Origin of the sequence: Ferrovibrio sp. (assembly GCF_019636075.1) — a bacterium.
In the GTDB taxonomy this organism is placed as follows: Bacteria; Pseudomonadota; Alphaproteobacteria; order Ferrovibrionales; family Ferrovibrionaceae; genus Ferrovibrio.
Genome location: NZ_JAHBYG010000009.1, coordinates 75,633 through 93,833, shown reverse-complemented (window position 1 = coordinate 93,833; position 18,201 = coordinate 75,633). Strand labels below are relative to the sequence as shown.

The following is an 18,201-nucleotide window of genomic DNA, read 5'->3' as shown; positions in this document are numbered from 1 at the left end:
TTTTCGTGGTGGCAACAGTTTTAGCCGATATTTATTGAAAGTATTTATTTAAAATTGTATTTGTTGATTATTAAATTTTTCATTGGTGTAAATATGCGGGCATTTCTTGCGGTTATGTTTCTGGTGGTGCTGGCCGGCTGCAATCAGGTCAAGGCTGGATTTCGCCCCCTCACCACTGCGGAAAACTTGAAGACTTCACCCAATGTGGAGCGCTTCGATGGCGAGCCGACGATCCGGGATTCCGCGGATCCGGAAAATGAATTCGCAGCTTTGCGGCGGGCCGGCTGGTTAGCCTTGGGTTGGACTGCTTATGTGGATGACATGACGGCGGACCAGCAATTGCGCAATTTGGCAAGGGAATACCAGGCCGAGCTGGTCACCCGCTTTCATCTGGGTACGCGTAGCAGCAGCACGGTGATGCCGATCTCCACAGGTACCGGCATGATGTATATGCCGAGTTACTCATCCACCACCAGCTACGGCGCCATGCTATGGGCGCGTTTCAAACGCATCAGCCTCGGCATATATGGTCGTAATCTTACCGAGGAAGAGGCTATCAAACGCAGCAACGCCAATGGGGCTTATGTTCAGCTGTTAATACGGGGTGGTGCAGCTGAGCGGGCCGGCATAAAGGAGGGCGATATCATTTCCGGCGTTGGCGGGCGGGATATCGTTAGCGTTATTGACATGTTTCGCTCATATGAACAGGTGCGCGCCGAGAGCATCGATTTCCGTATCGAGCGCAATGGAGAGAGCCTAACGTTTCCTGTGACCAAGGATTTGGCGCAAGAGTAAGCGGTCGGCATTCTCCAGGCTCACATTCTCAAGCAGCGGTATTCATGCTACTCTGTCGCCATGGAATGGAGCGACGAGGGCTTGGTGCTGAGCATTCGCCATTATGGCGAGAATGCACGCATTGCCTCATTGCTCTGCGCCGAGCGTGGGCGCCATGCCGGGCTGTTGCGCGGGTCCGGCCAGGGTTCGAAGGCCGGGGCGGTACAGCCGGGCCAGCGGGTGCGCGTCACCTGGCGGGCGCGCCTAAGCGAGCATCTGGGCAATTTTACCCTTGAACCGATCCGCGATAGTGCGGCCCTGGTGCTGGACGATCCGGGCCGGCTGGCGGCGTTGGTTTCGGCCTGTACGCTGGTGGATGCCGCCTTGCCCGAGCGCGAGCCGCATCCGGCTTTGTTCGAAGCCACCGGCATATTGTTCGATGCCCTGGCCGCTATGGACGATCCGGCCGATTGGGGCGCGCTGCTGGTGCGCTGGGAATTGGGCCTGCTGGCCGAGATGGGCTATGGCCTCGACCTGTCCTGCTGCGCAGCCAGCGGGGCGGAGCGTGGGCTGACCCATGTTTCGCCCAAAAGCGGCCGGGCAGTGGGGGCCGAGGCTGCCGCGCCCTATGCCGACCGTCTGCTGGCCCTGCCGGCCTTCCTAGTGCCTGGTCGGGGCGGGGTGGCGGCCAACCACCCGATGGCCGATGTGATGGCAGGAATGGCGCTGACCGGCCATTTTCTGGAACATCGGCTGTTTGCCAGCCTGCATGCCCCGGTGCCCCATGCCCGCCTACGAGCCCTTGAGATACTGCACCGCCATGCTGCCATATCTGGTGGTGCCCCAGACATTGCGGGGGATGCTGCTTCTGGCATTTTGGGGGCTCCGGCCTTATAAAGCCGGCCCATGAGCAAGCACGTACCCCCTAAAGATATCCCTGAATCGATTCGCGATGTGCCGCTGCCCTCGGCCTTGTCCGAGCGCTATCTGGCCTATGCGCTGAGCACCATAACCTCGCGTTCGTTGCCCGATGCCCGCGATGGCCTCAAGCCGGTGCAGCGCCGGCTGCTTTACGCCATGCGGATGCTCAAGCTGGACCCGGCCTCCGGCTACAAGAAATGCGCCCGCGTGGTGGGCGACGTGATCGGTAAATACCATCCCCATGGCGACCAGTCGGTGTATGACGCTCTGGTGCGTCTGGCGCAGGAATTTGCCCAGCGGTATCCGCTGGTGGATGGCCAGGGCAATTTCGGCAATATCGACGGCGATAACGCCGCCGCCATGCGATACACCGAAGCGCGGCTCACCCAGATTGCCGATCTGCTGCTGGCAGGCCTGGACCAGGAGACGGTGGATTTCCGCGCCACCTACGACGGCACCGAGGAAGAGCCCATCGTGCTGCCGGCCGGTCTGCCCAATCTGCTGGCCAATGGCGCCAGCGGCATTGCCGTGGGCATGGCCACCTCGATCCCGCCGCATAACCTGCCCGAGCTGTGCGATGCCTTGCAGCATCTGATCAAGCATCCCAATGCCGGTATCGAAAAGCTGGTGGAACTGGTGCCCGGTCCGGATTTTCCCACCGGCGGCATTCTGGTGGAGCCGCCGGAAGGCCGGCTCGAAGCCTACCGCACCGGACGCGGCAGCTTCCGCCTGCGCGCCCGCTGGCAGAGCGAGGAACTGGCGCGCGGCGCCTGGCAGATCATCGTCACCGAGATTCCGTATCAGGTTCAGAAATCCAAGCTGATCGAAAAGATCGCCGACCTGATCAACGAGAAGAAGTTGCCGCTGCTGGGCGATGTGCGCGATGAATCCGCCGAGGATGTGCGCCTGGTGCTGGAGCCGAAAAGCCGCAATGTGGATCCGGCTGTGCTGATGGAAAGCCTGTTCCGCGCCACCGATCTGGAAATCCGCTTCCCGCTGAATCTCAATGTGCTGGATGGCGGCAAGCTGCCGCGCGTGATGAATCTGCGCGAGGCCTTGCAGGCTTATCTCAATCATCGCCTGGAAGTGCTGGAACGCCGCAGCCAGTATCGCCTGGGCCAGATCGAGCGCCGGCTGGAATTGCTGGAAGGCTTCCTGATCGCCTATCTCAATCTCGACGAGTTGATCGAGATCATCCGGCACGAGGACGAGCCAAAGCCGGTGATGATGAAGCGCTTCAGCCTCACCGACAATCAGGCCGAGGCCATTCTCAACATGCGCCTGCGCAGCCTGCGCCGCCTGGAAGAGATGGAGATCAAGCGCGAGCACAAGGATCTCAGCGAAGAGCGCAAGACCCTGAAGAAGCTGCTGGGTGATACCGATCTGCGCTGGCAGACCATCGGCAGCGAGATCGCGGAATTGAAAAAGCAGTTCGGCCCGAAATCGGCTTTGGGCCGCCGCCGCACTAGCGTGGCGGAAGCGCCGGTCATCACCGAAGAAGCTTTCGAAGCGTTGGTGGAGCGCGAACAGATCACGGTGATCTGCTCGGAGAAGGGCTGGATACGCGCTATCAAGGGCCATCAGCAGGATGACGGTTCGGCCGCCTTCAAGGAAGGCGATAAGGGGCGCTATTGGCTGCATGCCGAAAGCACCGACAAGCTGATCCTGTTCGGTACCAATGGCCGCGCCTATACGATTCCGTGCGACAAGCTGCCGCGCGGCCGTGGCCATGGCGAGCCGGTGCGCCTGATGGTGGATCTGGGCAACGACCAGGATATCGTCGATCTGTTCGTCTATCGCGGCGAACGCAAGTTCATCCTGGCGGCCAGCGACGGACGCGGCTTTGTCTGCCCCGAAGCGGAGATGCTGGCGCAGACCCGCACCGGCAAGCAGATACTCAATGTCTCCGCGCCAGCCGAAGCCACGGTGTGCAATCCCGTCGAGGGCGATCACCTGGCGGTGGTTGGCACTAATCGCAAGCTGCTGATCTTCCCGCTCAGCGAAGTACCCGAGATGACCAAGGGCCGTGGCGTTACCTTGCAGAAATACAAGGATGCCACGCTCTCGGATGCCAAGGGGCTGGTGCTGAAGCAGGGCCTGACCTGGACCGACAAGGCCGGCCGCACCAAGACCGAAACCGCGCTCAAGGAATATCTCGGCGAGCGCGCCCAGGCCGGCCGCATCGTACCGCGCGGCTTCAACACCAATAACAAGTTCTCTTGATCTAATTTCGTAAAAACAGTTGCAATCGGGCGCGGTCGTCACCCATAATTGAAATTGCTTATCTTTATGCAATTTCGAGGATGGTATGAGCCGCGCCTTTTATTTTGTTCTATTGCTGTTGGTTTTTCTGGTCGTTCAGACTTTGCCTGCGGCGGCCCGCGACCGTGCGGCAAGTGAGATGGTGCGCAATCCGATGTTGTCGTCGGATCAAATCCGTGCTTTGCGGCTGGATGGCTCGCAACAAACTGGCACTGAGCCAGTACTGCAAGCGATATATCGCGGTGGCAATGGTGGAAAACTGCGTGTTCTGGCCGCGGGCGATTACGGCGCCTGGGAAGAGGCGGAAGGTTTCAATATTTTCGATTATCGTCTGCGTCGCATTTTCGTATTGGATTCACGACAACAGCGTTTTTTTAATCGCTCCATGTATGCCGAGGTACATTTCGCGCTGACCGGAATGCGAGAACGTGTGCTGACCCTGAAGAGTTTGCAGCAGAAAGGCAAAGACCCTGCGGAAATTTTATCGCCAGATCGTTTCGACCCATTCTGGATGGCAACCACCACCGGCATTCCATATGGCCGTAGTGAATATGGAGGAGCCCAGCGCGAGGATTTGACTGAGGGCGGTTTCACTTTAACTTATAAGGGTGAAATCGTTTTGCGTTTTGAACCTTCATCGCAGCCGTTCCCGGCCCCATTGATTGAAGCTTTTTATCGTACCATCGAACGCGGCATAGCGCTGCCGCCGGCCGCAGTATTAGCGATGATTGAAACCGGCCGGTTACCGCAAAAACTGCAATCGAAATATTGGGATATTGAAGCCAAGCGTTTTATGACGGGCGAGTTTTCGCTGCAAAGCGCAGAAATTCTGCAAGCCGATTATCCATTGCCTGCTGGCTGGCTGGCTGGGCAGGATATGGCGGCACCAGATTACTTCAAGCAGCAATTCCTGCCGTTGATGCATGGTGCACTGGTTTTTCCAGATAAGGCGTCGCGTCGCGGGTTTGCGCAATACCGGAAGACGATAGATGCGGCCATGCAGCATGATGCAAAATTTGATGCGTTACTGCTGCTGCATGAAGCGCTGCTTACGCAGCAAATTCCCTGCCCAGGCAATGATGATGCGTGCGGCTACGTCCGCGCTATAGTACAGCGCACAGCCGATGATCCTGCCGTACAGTTACTGACTAAGGCCAGTCAGTTGGCTAAGCAGAATAAGCCGCATCAGGCGATAAACACGCTACTGCAAATTTCCCGCGATGGCTTGTCGGCAGGCCATGTCATCGACATTTATCATGCCAATTACGCATCTGAATTGCTGCTGGCAGCAGATATTCTGACTCCGGAGCAGGTGCGCGATATAGAGGGGCGTATCGTTGCCGGCTACCGCGCCGGCATGCGGGGTAATGCGTGGATTGCGAGGCTATACCAGGATATTGGCGACTTCCTGCTTTATCAGAATCAGAGCTATGCTGGTTGGCAAGCTTGGGATATCGGTCGCAGCCTGTTTGACGGCGAGGCGAAAGACATGATGCGTAAAGCCGATGAGGCGGAAGCACTATTGCTGAAAATGGCGCCTTGGAAATTCGGCTTACGAAATTGATCTTGACGGCCCCGCGCGCGCGTTATAAAAGCTGCGCCCCATGAGCCAGATGCGCACCACTATGCAGACCATCACCACCACGACCCGCCAAGGCGGGCCGGTGGGTATGGGCTTGCGCGCATAGGCGATCATTCAAGCTTCATCCCACCAAGGCCCCGCCGGAAACGTCGGGGCCTTGGTCGTTTCCAGGGTCTGCGTTCCGGCATTTTCATGCAAACGGAGACCCACCATGGATCACAACGATCATCGCAATATCGGTAGCCGCCTGGCGCTTTTCCATCAGCAGGAAGAAGCGCCGGGCATGGTGTTCTGGCATCCACGCGGCTTTGCGCTGTATCGCGCGGTGGAGGATTATATCCGCCGCCGCATGCGGCGTGCGGGTTTTCAGGAGGTGCGCAGCCCGCAGATGCTGGCGCGTTCGCTGTGGGAACGCAGCGGGCATTGGGAGAAATTCGCCGAGAATATGTTCGTGCTGGAGGATGGCCATCGGCCCTTTGCGCTTAAACCGATGAGCTGCCCATGCCACATCCAGATATTCGGTAAGCATGTGCGTTCATTCCGCGAATTACCTTTGCGTTTCTGCGAATTCGGCGCTTGCCATCGCAACGAGCCGTCGGGGGCTCTGCAGGGGCTGATGCGCGGCCGTTCGTTCGTGCAGGATGATGCGCATATCTTCTGCACCGAGGCGCAGATCGTGGGTGAGGTGGCACGCTTCGCCGGGATGTTACGCGAGATCTATGCCGATTTCGGTTTTCCGAATTTCCGCGTGGGCTTTTCCACCCGGCCGGAACGCCGTGTCGGTGACGATGCATTATGGGATCATGCCGAGGAATCATTGCGCGCGGCGGCAGAGGCGGCAGGTCTGGATTGCGTTGTGCAGCCGGGCGAGGGCGCGTTTTATGGGCCGAAGCTGGATTTCATCCTGATCGATGGCCGTGGCCGCGATTGGCAATGCGGCACTGTGCAACTGGATTTCGTGCTGCCTGAACGGCTAGATGCGGAATACGTGGATGCCGACAACCAGCGCCGCCGGCCGGTACTGATCCATCATGCCGTGCTGGGTAGCCTCGAGCGTTTCATCGGCATGCTGCTGGAGCATTACGAAGGCCGGCTGCCGTTCTGGCTGGCGCCGGAGCAGGTGATGGTTGCCAGCATCGGTGCGCCGGCCGATGGGTATGCCCGCGCTCTGGCAGAGCGTTTGCTCGATCTGAATCTACGGGTGGCGTGCGATGTTAGGCCGGGGCGGCTGGGCGACAAGGTGGCGGCGGCCCATGCCGCGGCAATTCCGGTGCTGCTGGCGGTAGGGCCCAAGGAGGCGGCAGCCGGCAGCGTGTCGTGGCGGCAGGCGGATGGCTCGGCGAAATTTATGGATATGGAGGCCGCGTTGGCGGAACTGGCGCGGCTGGCCCGCCCGGGTTCGGCGGGGACACCGGGAGGGGACGGTTAGTCCTCTTTGTCCTTGGGCTTTTCCTCGGTGCTGGCGGTGGCCTCGGCCTGCTCCTGGGCCTTCTTTTCCAGCTCTTCCTTGAAGAACCAGGGAATGAAAGGCACATCGACCCGCACCTGGGTGAAGGGAAAATCGCCCACCTGATGGGCTTGCAGCGCTTCGGTGAACTGGCGCGGACCGATGAAGATGGCACGCTTTTCCGGGTCCAGCGGATCGAAAGTCAGCATCACCGGGGTCATGTTGGGAAACGTGCGCAGATAGTAACGCATCGCCACGCGCGTGGTGTCGTCGGTCTGGATGGCAGAAAACGGCGCTTTCACGATCACCACGGGCTTGTTGTCGATAGCCGTGACCGATACCTCGTGCACCATCGGGATCAGCAATTGACCCGAAGCCGATTTCTTCTTTTTTCCAAACAAAAAGCCAAACATGGCCACTCCATCATCCTACGCGGGAAGTCTTAGAGAAAGGCTGCCCGCTCTGCAAGAGGGGGCATTTTGCGGCCGTTTCCCTGGCTGCGTTCGAAGCGCTTTCCTGGGTGGCGGAACGGCGACGACCGCGGCCGAATCAGGCTAGGCTGCCAAAGGCCCGGCCCGGGCTTATCGGCGGGCATTCATGGGGCACAACCGAGGTTTTTGCCGTGTTCGACATCACACATCTGCAAGCTCTGCTGCTGGGCATTGTGGAGGGGCTGACCGAGTTCATCCCGGTTTCCTCCACGGGTCATCTGATCCTGCTGGTCGATCTGCTTGGTTTTCAGGGGCCGCCCGGCAAGGTGTTCGAAATCGCCATTCAGCTGGGTGCCATTCTGGCGATATGCCTGGTCTATTGGCGCCGGCTGGTGGATACCCTGGCCGGCCTGGGCCGCGATGATCGCGCCAATCGCTTCACCGTGAATGTGCTGTTCGGTTTTCTGCCGGCTCTGGTGATCGGTTTTTTTGCCCATGGCTTCATCAAGAGTGTGCTGTTCAGCCCCCAGTTCGGGCCCTGGGTGGTGTCGGTAGCCCTGGTGCTGGGCGGCTTCGCCATCCTGGCCATCGAGCGCTATGTGGGAGAAGGCGAGGTTGCCAGCGTGGATGATTTCCGCTTCAGCCTCAGCCTGAAGATCGGCTTCATCCAATGCCTGGCGATGATCCCCGGCGTATCGCGCTCCGGCGCCACCATCATGGGCGCACGGCTGCTGGGCGTGCGGCGTGAGGCGGCTACCGAATTCAGTTTCTTCCTGGCCGTTCCCACCATGCTGGCGGCCACGGTTTACGATCTTTACAAGAACTGGAGCGGCCTGAGCCTGGAAGGTTTGGGCGTGATTGCGCTGGGCTTCCTAGCCGCATTTTTCAGCGCGCTGCTGGTGGTGCGCTTCGTGATCGCCTTAATCAATCGCCATGGCTTCGTGCCTTTTGCCTATTATCGCATCTTGCTCGGCAGCCTCATGCTGGTGATACTCCTGCTGCGCTGAAGCATAATCAGCCGGGAGGAATGGATGACATTACCCTTGAGCGTCTATGCGGCGTTCAGCGCCAGCGTAGCCGCGTATCCCGATAACGCTTTCTGTTGCCTGCCGGCCCGGCCGGATCGTGATTGGCAGCCCGAGGGCGGCGAACTCAGCTATGCCCAGGCCGCCCGCCGCGTGGAAGACCTGCGCGCAGTTTACGCCGCAGCCGGCTATGGCCTGGGCCACCGCGTGGGCCTGCTGCTGGATATGCGGCCGGAATTCCTGCTGCATTATCTGGCGCTGAATGCCTTGGGCTGCGGCATCGTGCCGATCAATCCCGATTATCGGCATGATGAAATGCTCTATCAGATGCAGCATTCCGAGGCCGATCTGGCCGTGGTGCTGCCCCATCGCCTGACCGACATGCAGCGCGTGGCGGCCGAGCGCACGGACAAGCCCTTGCCGGTGGTGGATGCCATGGCCATGCCGGCGCAATTGCCGCGTCCGCAAAATCCGGCGCTGACCGGCAATATTGGCCACGACACCGAATGCAGCCTGCTCTACACATCGGGCACCACCGGCCGGCCCAAGGGCTGCATCCTCACCAATTATTATTATCTCAATGCCGGTGCCTGGTATCGCGATTTCGGCGGGCTGTTGGAAGTGCATCACGGCACGGATCGTTTCTACAATCCGCTGCCGCTGTTTCACATGAACCATCAAGCCATCACGGTTACCTGCGCCATCCTCACCGCCAATTGCATCATCTTGCCCGAACGTTTCAGCCCCACCCGCTGGTGGCGCGAAGTGGCGCAGACGCGTGCCACCATCATTCATTATCTCGGCGTGGTGCCGCCGCTGCTGCTGAATCAGCCAAACGTGCCGGAAGAAACCGCGCATTGCGTGCGCTTTGGCCTGGGGGCCGGGGTGGAGCCGCAACTGCATGCGGCCTTCGAGACGCGTTTCGGCTTTCCGTTGGTCGAAGTCTGGGGCATGACCGAAACCGGCCGCATCCTGGCCGATGCCTGGGAACCGCGACAGATCGATACCCGCGCTTTCGGCCGCCCCATGAAAGACCTGGAAGCCAAGGTGGTGGATGCTGATGGCAACGAAGTGCCGCGCGGCCAGGAAGGCGAATTGCTGGTGCGCTGCGCCGGTCCTGATCCGCGCCGTGGATTCTTTTCCGGCTATCTGAAAAACCAGGCCGCCACCGATGAGTCCTGGAAGGGCGGCTGGTTCCATACCGGCGATGCAGTGCGTATGGCGGAAGACGGCATGCTGTATTTCGTCGATCGCAAGAAGAACATCATCCGCCGCTCCGGCGAGAATATTGCTGCCGCCGAAGTGGAGGCCGTATTGCAGGCCCATGATGCCGTGGCGCAGGTGGCCGTTCTGGCGGTGAAGGACGAATTGCGCGAAGAGGAAGTGATGGCCTGCATCGTGCCGATGCCGGGGCATGGCGCCGATCTCGCGCTTGCCGAAGCGCTGTTCGATTGGTGCAACCAGCGGCTGGCTTATTACAAGGCGCCGGGCTGGCTGCTGTTTCTCGATGCGCTGCCCACCACCGGCACCCAAAAAGTGCAAAAGACCCAGATTTTCAAGCATAGCGAGGATCCCAGGCAGCGCCCAGGCTGTATCGACCTGCGACAACGAAAGCGTCGCTAAGCCCGGCTTGGCGGGCTATTCTCCCGGCCGCAATAAACCGGGAAATGCTTATGCGTGATGTGATCGATACGCGCCCCCTGGCACGCTGGCTGTTTGCCGTGGCCGGGCTTGTGGGCCTGATGGTGGTGATCGGCGGCCTGACCAGGCTGACCGAATCCGGTCTTTCGATGGTGGAATGGAAGCCGATCACCGGCTGGCTGCCGCCTTTGAGCGAAGCGGCCTGGATTGCCGAATTCGAGAAATACAAGCAATTCCCCGAATACCAGAAAATCAATATCGGCATGACGCTGGAGGGTTTCAAGGAAATCTTCTGGCTGGAATATATCCACCGTCTGCTGGGGCGGGTCATCGGCCTGGCCTTTGCTTTGCCACTGCTCTGGTTCTGGCTGCGGCGGAAAATTCCCGCCGGGCTGCATGGGCATCTGATTGCCATGCTGCTGCTGGGCGGTTCGCAGGGCGCCATGGGCTGGTTCATGGTGAAAAGCGGCCTGGTGGATCATCCCGATGTGAGCCATTACCGCCTCACCGCCCATCTCGGGCTGGCTTTCCTGATCTTTGCCTATCTGTTGTGGGGCGCTTTATCGCTGCGCCGCGCGCCACGCATGCAAAGCCCGGCAGGGGCGGGCATTGCCATCCTGTTCGTTGCGCTAGTGTTTGTGCAAATCCTGTCGGGCGGTTTGGTGGCCGGGCTGAATGCCGGCCTGGCCTACAACACCTGGCCGCTGATGGATGGCCAGATCATCCCCGATGGTTTGGCCACGGTATCGCCACTCTGGCTCAATATCTTCGAGAATGCCCTCACCATCCAGTTTCAGCATCGTATGATCGCCTATCTGGTGTTGCTGCTGGCGCTGGTCGTCTGGCTTACCCAGAAGGGCCGGGTCAGCAATGGCGGGCGGCATATGGTGATGGCCACCGTTGTGCTGCAAGTGGCGCTTGGCATCATCACCCTGTTACTGCATGTGCCGATCATCATGGGCGTGCTGCATCAGGCCGGCGCGCTGTTGGTTTTCATGGGCGGTATCATGCTGTGGCATGGCATGGCGCGCCGTGCGGCGGAGAGCGCGCAGTGAGCGAGGATGCCGTCACGCTGCTATATGTCACCTGCGCTTCGGATGCCGAGGCCGACAAGGTGGCCGAGGCCGTGGTGGCAGCAAGGCTGGCGGCCTGTGCCAATATCATCCCGGGCATGCGCTCGCTGTATTGGTGGCAGGGCAAACTGGAGCGCGGCAGCGAAACCGTGCTGATCCTGAAAACCCGCGCCAGTCTGGTGGAAGCCGCCACCAAAGCTGTACTGGCTGCGCATTCCTACAGTGTGCCTTGCGTGATCCCGCTGCCAATCGGTGCAGGCGGCAATGCGGAATATCTGAATTGGCTGCTGGCCGAAACTAATTCGTAAACTGCTCGGTGAGGATGCGTTCTTCCAGGTCGTGGCCGGGATCGAACAGCAGCGTCAGTTTGATGTCGATCGCTTCGGCTATTTCCACTTCCACCACATCGCGCACTTCATAGGCATCGGCTGTGGCGCTCACCGGGCGTTTGAAATTGTCCAGCACCTCGATATGCACTTGGGCCTTGCGCGGCAGCAGGGCGCCGCGCCAGCGCCGGGGCCGGAAGGCGCTGATCGGGGTGAGGGCCAGCACGCCGGCGCTGAGAGGCAGGATCGGGCCATGGGCCGAAAGATTATAGGCCGTGCTGCCGGCCGGGGTTGAAACCAGCGCGCCATCGCAGATCAGTTCGTCCACCCGCACGCGGCCATCCACGGATATGCGCAGCTTGGCGGCCTGCCTAGTCTGGCGCAGCAGCGATACTTCGTTGATCGCTAGGCCTTCGCGTTCTCCGCCGGATTCGCTTTGCACCTTCATGCGCAGCGGATTCAAGGTGGAAGGCTGGGCGGCCGCCAAGCGGGCCGGCAGGTCATCCTCGGCATATTCGTTCATCAGGAAGCCGACACTGCCCTGGTTCATGCCATAGATCGGCAGGCCGCGGGTCATGTGCCGGTGCAGGGTTTGCAGCATCAGGCCATCGCCGCCCAGCGCCACGATCACCTCGGCTTCCTCGGGTTTGCAATTGCCATAGCGCGCCACCAACTGGTCGCGGGCCGCCCCGGCCTGGCTGCCGCGCGCAGCCACGAAGGCGATCTTTTCGAATGTGCGCATACCCGTGTTCCGTTCCCGGCATTGGAATCCTAAAACGCCGGCTCGCAAGCGGCCGGAAATGCAGTATAACTTTTCCGCGCGGGCAAGTCAGCCCGGCCAGGGGCTGCAGGGGCCCTGATACAGGGGGTGTTGAAAATGCTATTTCGTGGGGTGTTACAGGGGGCAGTGCTGGCTGCTTTGGTGCTGGTTGGGCTCGCCCAGGTCGGGGCGCCGGCGATGGCGCAGGACGGCGAAGGCGGCGAACGCCATATCGGGTATTACTACCCGCCGCTGACCTCGGAAGAGGTTTACAAGGCCCGGGCCACGGCGATGCCGAACGCCACCCGCGAAACCCGGCTGGCCTTTGTAACTGGCCTCACGCACCAGCAGATGGGGCGGCCCTATCCGCCGAATTTCGCGATCTTCGCCAAGGGGGCGGAGGCCGAAAAGCTGATCATCGTGGCTATGGGCGCCGACGGCTTCGAGGGCATCTATCAGGCCCGGGCATTGTTGGCCCAGCTTACCGCCGTGGCCCGTACCAGTCAGTTGCTGCGCGAATATGCCGTGGAAGATCTGTTCACCTTCCTCGATCTCGCAAAGCTGCTCGGCTATACCCAGCTCACCATCTCGGATGGCATCGGTTTCGCACACAGGATTGAAATAGAATAGGCTTGGCGCTGATAGGGCGGCCCTGAGGTACAAGCCGCCAGGAATCAACCGCCGGTCACGCTCATATGGCGCGGTACTGAAACATTCGGGCCGCGCCGGTCGATCACAAAATCATGGCCCTTGGGCTTGCGTGCGATGGCCTCGATGATGGCGGCATCGAGCTGGGCATCGCTTTCCGATGCCCGGATCGGTGCGCGCAGATCGGCGCTGTCTTCCTGGCCCAGGCACATGTAAAGCTGGCCGGTGCAGGTCAGCCGCACGCGGTTGCAGCTTTCGCAGAAATTGTGGGTCATCGGCGTGATGAAGCCGAGCCGGCGACCGGTCTCGCGCACGGTGTAATAGCGGGCCGGGCCGCCGGTGCGATAATCGGTATCGTCCAGAGTCCATGTGCGCTGGATGGCGGTGCGCGCCAGGGATAGCGGCAGATACTGATCCACGCGCTGCGGGCCGATATCGCCCATCGGCATCACTTCGATCAGCACCAGATCGAAGCCTTCCTCGCCGCACCAGGCGATCAGGCGATCGAATTCCATATCGTTTACGCCGCGCAGGGCAACCGTGTTGATCTTGATCGCCAGCCCCGCCGCCTTGGCAGCGCGCAAGCCGGCCAGAACCTTTTCCAGCTTGCCCCAGCGGGTGAGGCTGGTGAATTTTTCCGGCTCCAGGCTGTCCAGCGATACATTGATGCGCCGCACGCCGGCAGCATGAAGCTGCGCGGCATATTTCTCCAACTGGCTGCCATTGGTGGTGAGGGTGAGCTCTTCCAGCCCGTCCGCGCCGATCCGCGCACCCAGGCTGTTGATCAGGGTCATGATGCCGCCGCGTACCAGCGGTTCACCGCCGGTGAGGCGGATTTTTTTCACGCCCTTGCGGATGAAGGCGCCACAGAGGCGGTCCATCTCCTCCAGGCTCAGCACTTCCGATTTCGGCAGGAAGGTCATGTCCTCCGCCATGCAATACACACAGCGGAAGTCGCATCGGTCAGTGACCGACACGCGCAGGTAGGATATGGACCGGCCGAACGGATCGAGCATGGGAAAGGGGCTGTCTCACTCTGCATTCAGGCGCCTGAAACGGCACCCCAATACATAGTGGGGTGGTACCGGGGGGGCAAGCCCCGGCCGGCTGAGACACCCCAAGCCGGTGCGGTTGGGCTCAATCCGGCTGCAATTTCAACCGGACCGAGATGGAATCGTTTTCGAAACCGCCCACCACCTGGAAGCCCAGTTCGGCTGCCAGATTCCGCATTGCCATATTCTCGCGCAGGATATCGCCGCCCAGATAGGCGGTGCCGCGCTGGCGGCAATAGGCGATGATCTTACGCATCAGGAAATCGCCCAGGCCATGGCCTTTCAGATCGCTGCGCACCAGCACCGCGAATTCCGAATGCTGGTTGTCCGGGTCGGTCACGCCGCGCACCACGCCCAGGGTTTCCGGCGTGCCATCGGGGCGCAATCGCGTGGCGATGAAGGCCATTTCGCGTTCGTAGTCGATCTGGGTAAAGCGTGCCATCTCGCGATGCGCGAGGCTGCGCATGGGAGAGAAGAAACGCAACCGGAAATCCTCCGGCGAGACATGCTTGAGGAAATCCTGATGCGCCGGTTCATCCTCGGGCCGGATCGGCCGCAGCAGCAGGCGCTCGCCATTCTGCAGCGTCACCCATTCTTCCAGGCCGCTGGGATAGGGGCGGATCGCCAGGTGATCCGGCCCATGCAGTTTGCTGGGCGCCAGCACCACGCGCGCATCTAGCGCCACCAGGCCCTGGGCATCGGCATAAAGCGGGTTGATATCCAGTTCCTTCACCTCGGCATGATCGGCAATCATCTGCGATACCCGCACCAGCAGGGCGGCCAGTTGCGGCCGGTCCACCACCGGGAAATCGCGATAGCCGAACAGAAGCTTGCTCACCTTGGTGTGGTCGATCAGGTCGTTGGCCAGGTGCATGTTCAAGGGCGGCATGGCCACCGCGCGGTCGCCGATCACTTCCACGCCTACGCCGCCATGGCCGAACATGATGGCAGGGCCGAAGATCGGATCGGTCAGCGTGCCCACGATCAGTTCATGGGCGTTGCCGCGCCGCAGCATCTGCTGCACGGTGAAACCGATGATATGTGCGTTGGGACGCAGTCGCTGCACGCGCGCCTGCATGGTCTTGGCGGCCTGCTGCACGGCGGCTTCGTCTTCCAGGTTCAGCGCCACCCCGCCCACATCGGATTTGTGCGAGATATCCGGCGAGAAGATTTTCAGCGCCACAGGAAAGCCGATCTGGCGCGCCACCGTCTTGGCTTCCTCGGGGCTGGTGGCAAGTTCGGTGCGCACAGTGGGGATGCCATAGGCTGAGAGCAGGCGTTTGCCTTCGATCTCGTTCAGCATCGTGCGGCCTTCCTGCATGGCCGGTTCGATCACTGCCCGGGCAGCCGCCAGGTCGGGTGTGAAATCCTCCGGCATTTCGTCGGGGATTTGCATCAGGTTGACCTGGTTGCGCTGGAAATCCACCATATGCGAGAAGGCGCGCACGGCGGCATCCGGGGTTTCATAGGAAGGCAGCTTGGCGGCGATGAAAGCCTGCCGTGCGGCTTCCACGGCCGGCCCGCCGGACCAGCAGGTAAGTACGTTCTTTTCGCTCTTGGTGGCGGCCGCGATCACCTGCAAAGCAGGTTGCAGCGACGGCACGATGGCGGTTGGCGCATGCATCACCAGCACGGCGTCGATGCCGTCGTCGCGCAGCAGAATCTCCAGCGCCTTGCCATAGCGTTCGGCGGGAGCATCGCCGATGATATCCACCGGGTTGCCATGCGACCAGGTGGCCGGCAGCACGGCATTCAGCGCATCCATGGTGGCGGGTGAAAGATCGGCCAGGGTGCCGCCATATTGCACCAGCTTGTCTACCGCCATCACGCCGGGGCCGCCGCCATTGGTGAGAATGGCCAACCGCTCGCCCGGCAGGCGGCGCATGCGGGCCAGGGTTTCCACCGCGGCAAACAATTCCTCAACGCCATCCACGCGCAGGATGCCGGCGCGGCGCAGGGCAGCCGAATACACATCGTCGCCGCCGGCCAGCGCGCCGGTATGCGAGGCGGCGGCCTGGGCTGCGCGGGCATTGCGGCCGGATTTCACCGCAATGATCGGCTTGTTGCGCGCCGCAGCGCGGGCGGCAGACATGAACTTGCGGGCATGCTGCACGCTTTCGATATAAAGCAGGATGGCGCGGGTCTGCTGGCAGGACGCCAGGTAATCCAGCATGTCTCCGAAATCCACGTCGGCGGAATCGCCCAGCGAGATGAAGTGGCTGAAGCCCACTCCGCGTTCGCGCGCCCAATCCAGCACGATGGTGCAGAGCGCGCCGGATTGGCTGACGAAGGCAAGCTGCCCGGCTTCGGCGGATGCATGGGCGAAGCTGGCATTCAACTTGATGCCGGGTTCCTGCTGGCCCACGCAATTGGGGCCCAGGATGCGCAGCAGATGCGGCTTGGCGGCATCCAGCATTTTCTGCTTGTTTTCGCCCAGCCCGGCAGTGAGCACCACGGCAGCCTTGCCGCCCTTGGCGCCAAGAGCGGCAATGGTTTGCGGCACGGCATCGGGCGGCACGCATACCACGGCCAGATCCGGAGCCGCAGGCAGCGCGGCGATATCGGCATAGCAGGCTAGGCCGCGCAGCATGGTGTATTTCGGATTCACCGGCCAGATCGGACCGGAAAAGCCGGCCTCAATGATATTGGCCAGCACTACATTGCCCACCTTCTCAGGTGTTTCGGTGGCGCCGATCACGGCAACGGATTTCGGGCCCAATAGTTTGTCGAGATTGCGTATGGTCATGCTGTCACCGCCTTCAACGTCGCATTATAGCGGATTCGTGGCGGTATGATGACCCCGCAATCGCAACAATATGATGCCTGCGACGATCAGTCCTGCCCAGGCGCCAGGCTGTGCGGGCAACCCGGCGGCCATGGCAAATGGCAATGCAAGGCCAATGAGGGCAGCAAGAATGGCGGCGCGGTGCGGCTGCTGCCGGCAATGATGTTGGGATTCGGCGGCTTGCCGCAGCAGGGCGATCAATGTGGCGATCACGATGGCCGCTGCACCGCCAGTGGCGCCACCATAGGTGATCATCGGCCAGGCCAACGGCAGGAATACTGCAAGAGCCAGCAGGTTGTTATGCACCGACCAGCCGGTGCGTCCGGTGCGCAGCAGGCCGCCGCCTAGCGGCGACTTCACCACGAAGATTGCCTTCGACAGCAGGATCATACCGAACAAGGCGGCAAGATCCGGGCGTGGATCGCGAGCCAGCCATTCAAACAACCAAGGCTGCAGACAGAGCGAGAGCAGCACCAGCAGCGTGCTGGCGGCCAAGGCAGCATCGCTCACCCGGCTGAGAATTTCGCCCGCGCGCGGCTGTTTCAAGGCATGATGCACCAGCCCGCCCCAGGCGGTGAAAAACGGCAACGCCAGCAGACCTTCAAACAAGGTGGCCACCCGCATGGCGATCAGATAATCGCCGGCCAGCGCGATGCCTGCCCAGGCTGCCAGCATGAAGCGCGCCATGCTATCCAGGCTGTAGCGCAGCAACAGGCCCAGCATCAGCGGCACGCCATAGCGCACCAGCGCGCGGATGCGCGTGGGATCGAAAGCAAAACGCGGCATCGGCCGCACCAGAAAGGCCAGCAGGCAGGCGGCGCATTGCCCGATGATCTGTCCGCCGAACAATCCCGGCAGTCCGGCATCCAGCGCGATCACCAGATAGCTGCTGGCTGCCAGCCACACGGCAAGTTGCAGTACGGCGATGCAGCCGGCCAGGGCCACGCGGCGTTCGGCCCGGCGCTGGGTATGCAGCATGGTCTGCCATGAGCCGCACAGCATCAACAGCGGCAGCAGCCAGGGCATCGGCAGGGCAGTGGAGTCAAACAGCGCCATCAGGCTGTGGCTGCCGAATAGCAGCCCGAGCAACGAGCCGGTGAGCAATGCGCTAGCGCTTGAAATCGCCACAACGGTTCCCAGCAAATGCGGGCGCTCCGCCGCTTCGGTATGGGCGTGGTGATAGAGATAGGCGAACTTCAACCCCAGCAGGCTGAGGGTGACGCCCAGATTGGTGCCGGCTTCCACCAGGCTGTAAAGCCCGATTTCGGCGGGCGTGAGATAGCCGGTGATCACCGGCAGCAGGGCCAGGTTGCCCATGGCCAGCAGGCCGGTGGAAATCAGATAGCCGCCATAATCCCGGCGCAGGGCGCGCATATACTCGCCCGGCGTTGAAAGCATTTGGCTGGTATTATCCATAGCGGCGACTCTGTTACCCGGCGGCAATCTTACCTAAGCTTTAATCAGTTTACCCTAT

Annotated in this window: 15 protein-coding genes; 10 read left to right on the top strand and 5 right to left on the bottom strand. The window is 61.2% G+C overall.

From position 1 onward, the window contains the following. The first annotated feature begins 54 nt into the window (after positions 1–54). The 5 genes from KF827_RS06355 to thrS all read left to right on the top strand — a co-directional run bounded on the left by KF827_RS06355 (position 55) and on the right by thrS (position 6,968). On the top strand, positions 55–795 hold the full coding sequence (locus tag KF827_RS06355; RefSeq protein WP_291002066.1) for a PDZ domain-containing protein: 741 nt from the start codon (positions 55–57) through the stop codon (positions 793–795). A 60-nt stretch (positions 796–855) separates the two neighbouring features. Next, positions 856–1,671, top strand: a complete 816-nt coding sequence (gene recO / locus KF827_RS06350; RefSeq protein WP_291002064.1) for a DNA repair protein RecO — start codon at positions 856–858, stop codon at positions 1,669–1,671. A gap of 9 nt (positions 1,672–1,680) precedes the next feature. Beyond that, positions 1,681–3,918, top strand: coding sequence for a DNA topoisomerase IV subunit A (parC, locus tag KF827_RS06345; protein ID WP_291002061.1), 2,238 nt, complete (start codon positions 1,681–1,683; stop codon positions 3,916–3,918). A gap of 85 nt (positions 3,919–4,003) precedes the next feature. Beyond that, positions 4,004–5,521, top strand: coding sequence for a hypothetical protein (locus KF827_RS06340; RefSeq protein ID WP_291002058.1), 1,518 nt, complete (start codon positions 4,004–4,006; stop codon positions 5,519–5,521). 229 nt (positions 5,522–5,750) lie between these two features. Then, positions 5,751–6,968 (top strand): threonine--tRNA ligase, encoded by a 1,218-nt coding sequence (thrS, locus tag KF827_RS06335; protein ID WP_291002055.1) that lies wholly within the window; start codon positions 5,751–5,753, stop codon positions 6,966–6,968. Here thrS and KF827_RS06330 read toward each other — a convergent pair. Then, the gene (locus KF827_RS06330) at positions 6,965–7,399 is read right to left on the bottom strand and encodes a hypothetical protein (protein WP_291002052.1); all 435 of its coding nucleotides are present in this window, start codon (positions 7,397–7,399) and stop codon (positions 6,965–6,967) included. The two genes, thrS and KF827_RS06330, sit on opposite strands and share 4 nt — an antisense overlap. Positions 7,400–7,608: 209 nt before the next feature. Here KF827_RS06330 and KF827_RS06325 point away from each other — a divergent pair, with 209 nt between their 5' ends. From KF827_RS06325 to cutA, 4 genes are read left to right on the top strand one after another with little or no spacing between them, the layout of a single operon-like run. Beyond that, on the top strand, positions 7,609–8,424 hold the full coding sequence (locus KF827_RS06325; protein WP_291002049.1) for an undecaprenyl-diphosphate phosphatase: 816 nt from the start codon (positions 7,609–7,611) through the stop codon (positions 8,422–8,424). Positions 8,425–8,448: 24 nt separating this feature from the next. Beyond that, on the top strand, positions 8,449–10,065 hold the full coding sequence (locus tag KF827_RS06320; protein ID WP_291002046.1) for an AMP-binding protein: 1,617 nt from the start codon (positions 8,449–8,451) through the stop codon (positions 10,063–10,065). A 50-nt stretch (positions 10,066–10,115) separates the two neighbouring features. Continuing rightward, positions 10,116–11,138 (top strand): COX15/CtaA family protein, encoded by a 1,023-nt coding sequence (locus KF827_RS06315; protein ID WP_291002043.1) that lies wholly within the window; start codon positions 10,116–10,118, stop codon positions 11,136–11,138. Beyond that, positions 11,135–11,464 carry a divalent-cation tolerance protein CutA gene (gene cutA / locus KF827_RS06310; RefSeq protein WP_291002040.1) on the top strand — a complete coding sequence of 110 codons (330 nt, stop codon included), beginning with the start codon at positions 11,135–11,137 and terminating at the stop codon, positions 11,462–11,464. The genes KF827_RS06315 and cutA overlap by 4 nt, the downstream gene beginning before the upstream one ends. Here cutA and KF827_RS06305 read toward each other — a convergent pair. Next, positions 11,454–12,224: an NAD kinase gene (locus tag KF827_RS06305; protein ID WP_291002034.1), complete on the bottom strand. Its 771-nt coding sequence runs from the start codon at positions 12,222–12,224 to the stop codon at positions 11,454–11,456. The genes cutA and KF827_RS06305 overlap by 11 nt on opposite strands. Before the next feature lie 135 nt (positions 12,225–12,359). Here KF827_RS06305 and KF827_RS06300 point away from each other — a divergent pair, with 135 nt between their 5' ends. Continuing rightward, a complete protein-coding gene (locus KF827_RS06300; RefSeq protein ID WP_291002031.1) occupies positions 12,360–12,872 on the top strand; it encodes a molybdopterin-guanine dinucleotide biosynthesis protein A in 513 nt (170 codons plus the stop codon). 44 nt (positions 12,873–12,916) lie between these two features. On the opposite strand, the gene moaA is transcribed toward KF827_RS06300, so the two are convergent. From moaA to KF827_RS06285, 3 genes are all read right to left on the bottom strand, one after another. Then, positions 12,917–13,906 (bottom strand): GTP 3',8-cyclase MoaA, encoded by a 990-nt coding sequence (moaA, locus tag KF827_RS06295; protein WP_291002028.1) that lies wholly within the window; start codon positions 13,904–13,906, stop codon positions 12,917–12,919. Between the two features lie 121 nt (positions 13,907–14,027). After that, entirely contained in the window at positions 14,028–16,688 is a 2,661-nt protein-coding gene (locus KF827_RS06290) for a bifunctional acetate--CoA ligase family protein/GNAT family N-acetyltransferase (RefSeq protein ID WP_291002025.1), read from the bottom strand. Between the two features lie 24 nt (positions 16,689–16,712). After that, positions 16,713–18,143 carry an oligosaccharide flippase family protein gene (locus KF827_RS06285; protein ID WP_291002023.1) on the bottom strand — a complete coding sequence of 477 codons (1,431 nt, stop codon included), beginning with the start codon at positions 18,141–18,143 and terminating at the stop codon, positions 16,713–16,715. Between the last annotated feature and the right edge of the window lie 58 nt (positions 18,144–18,201).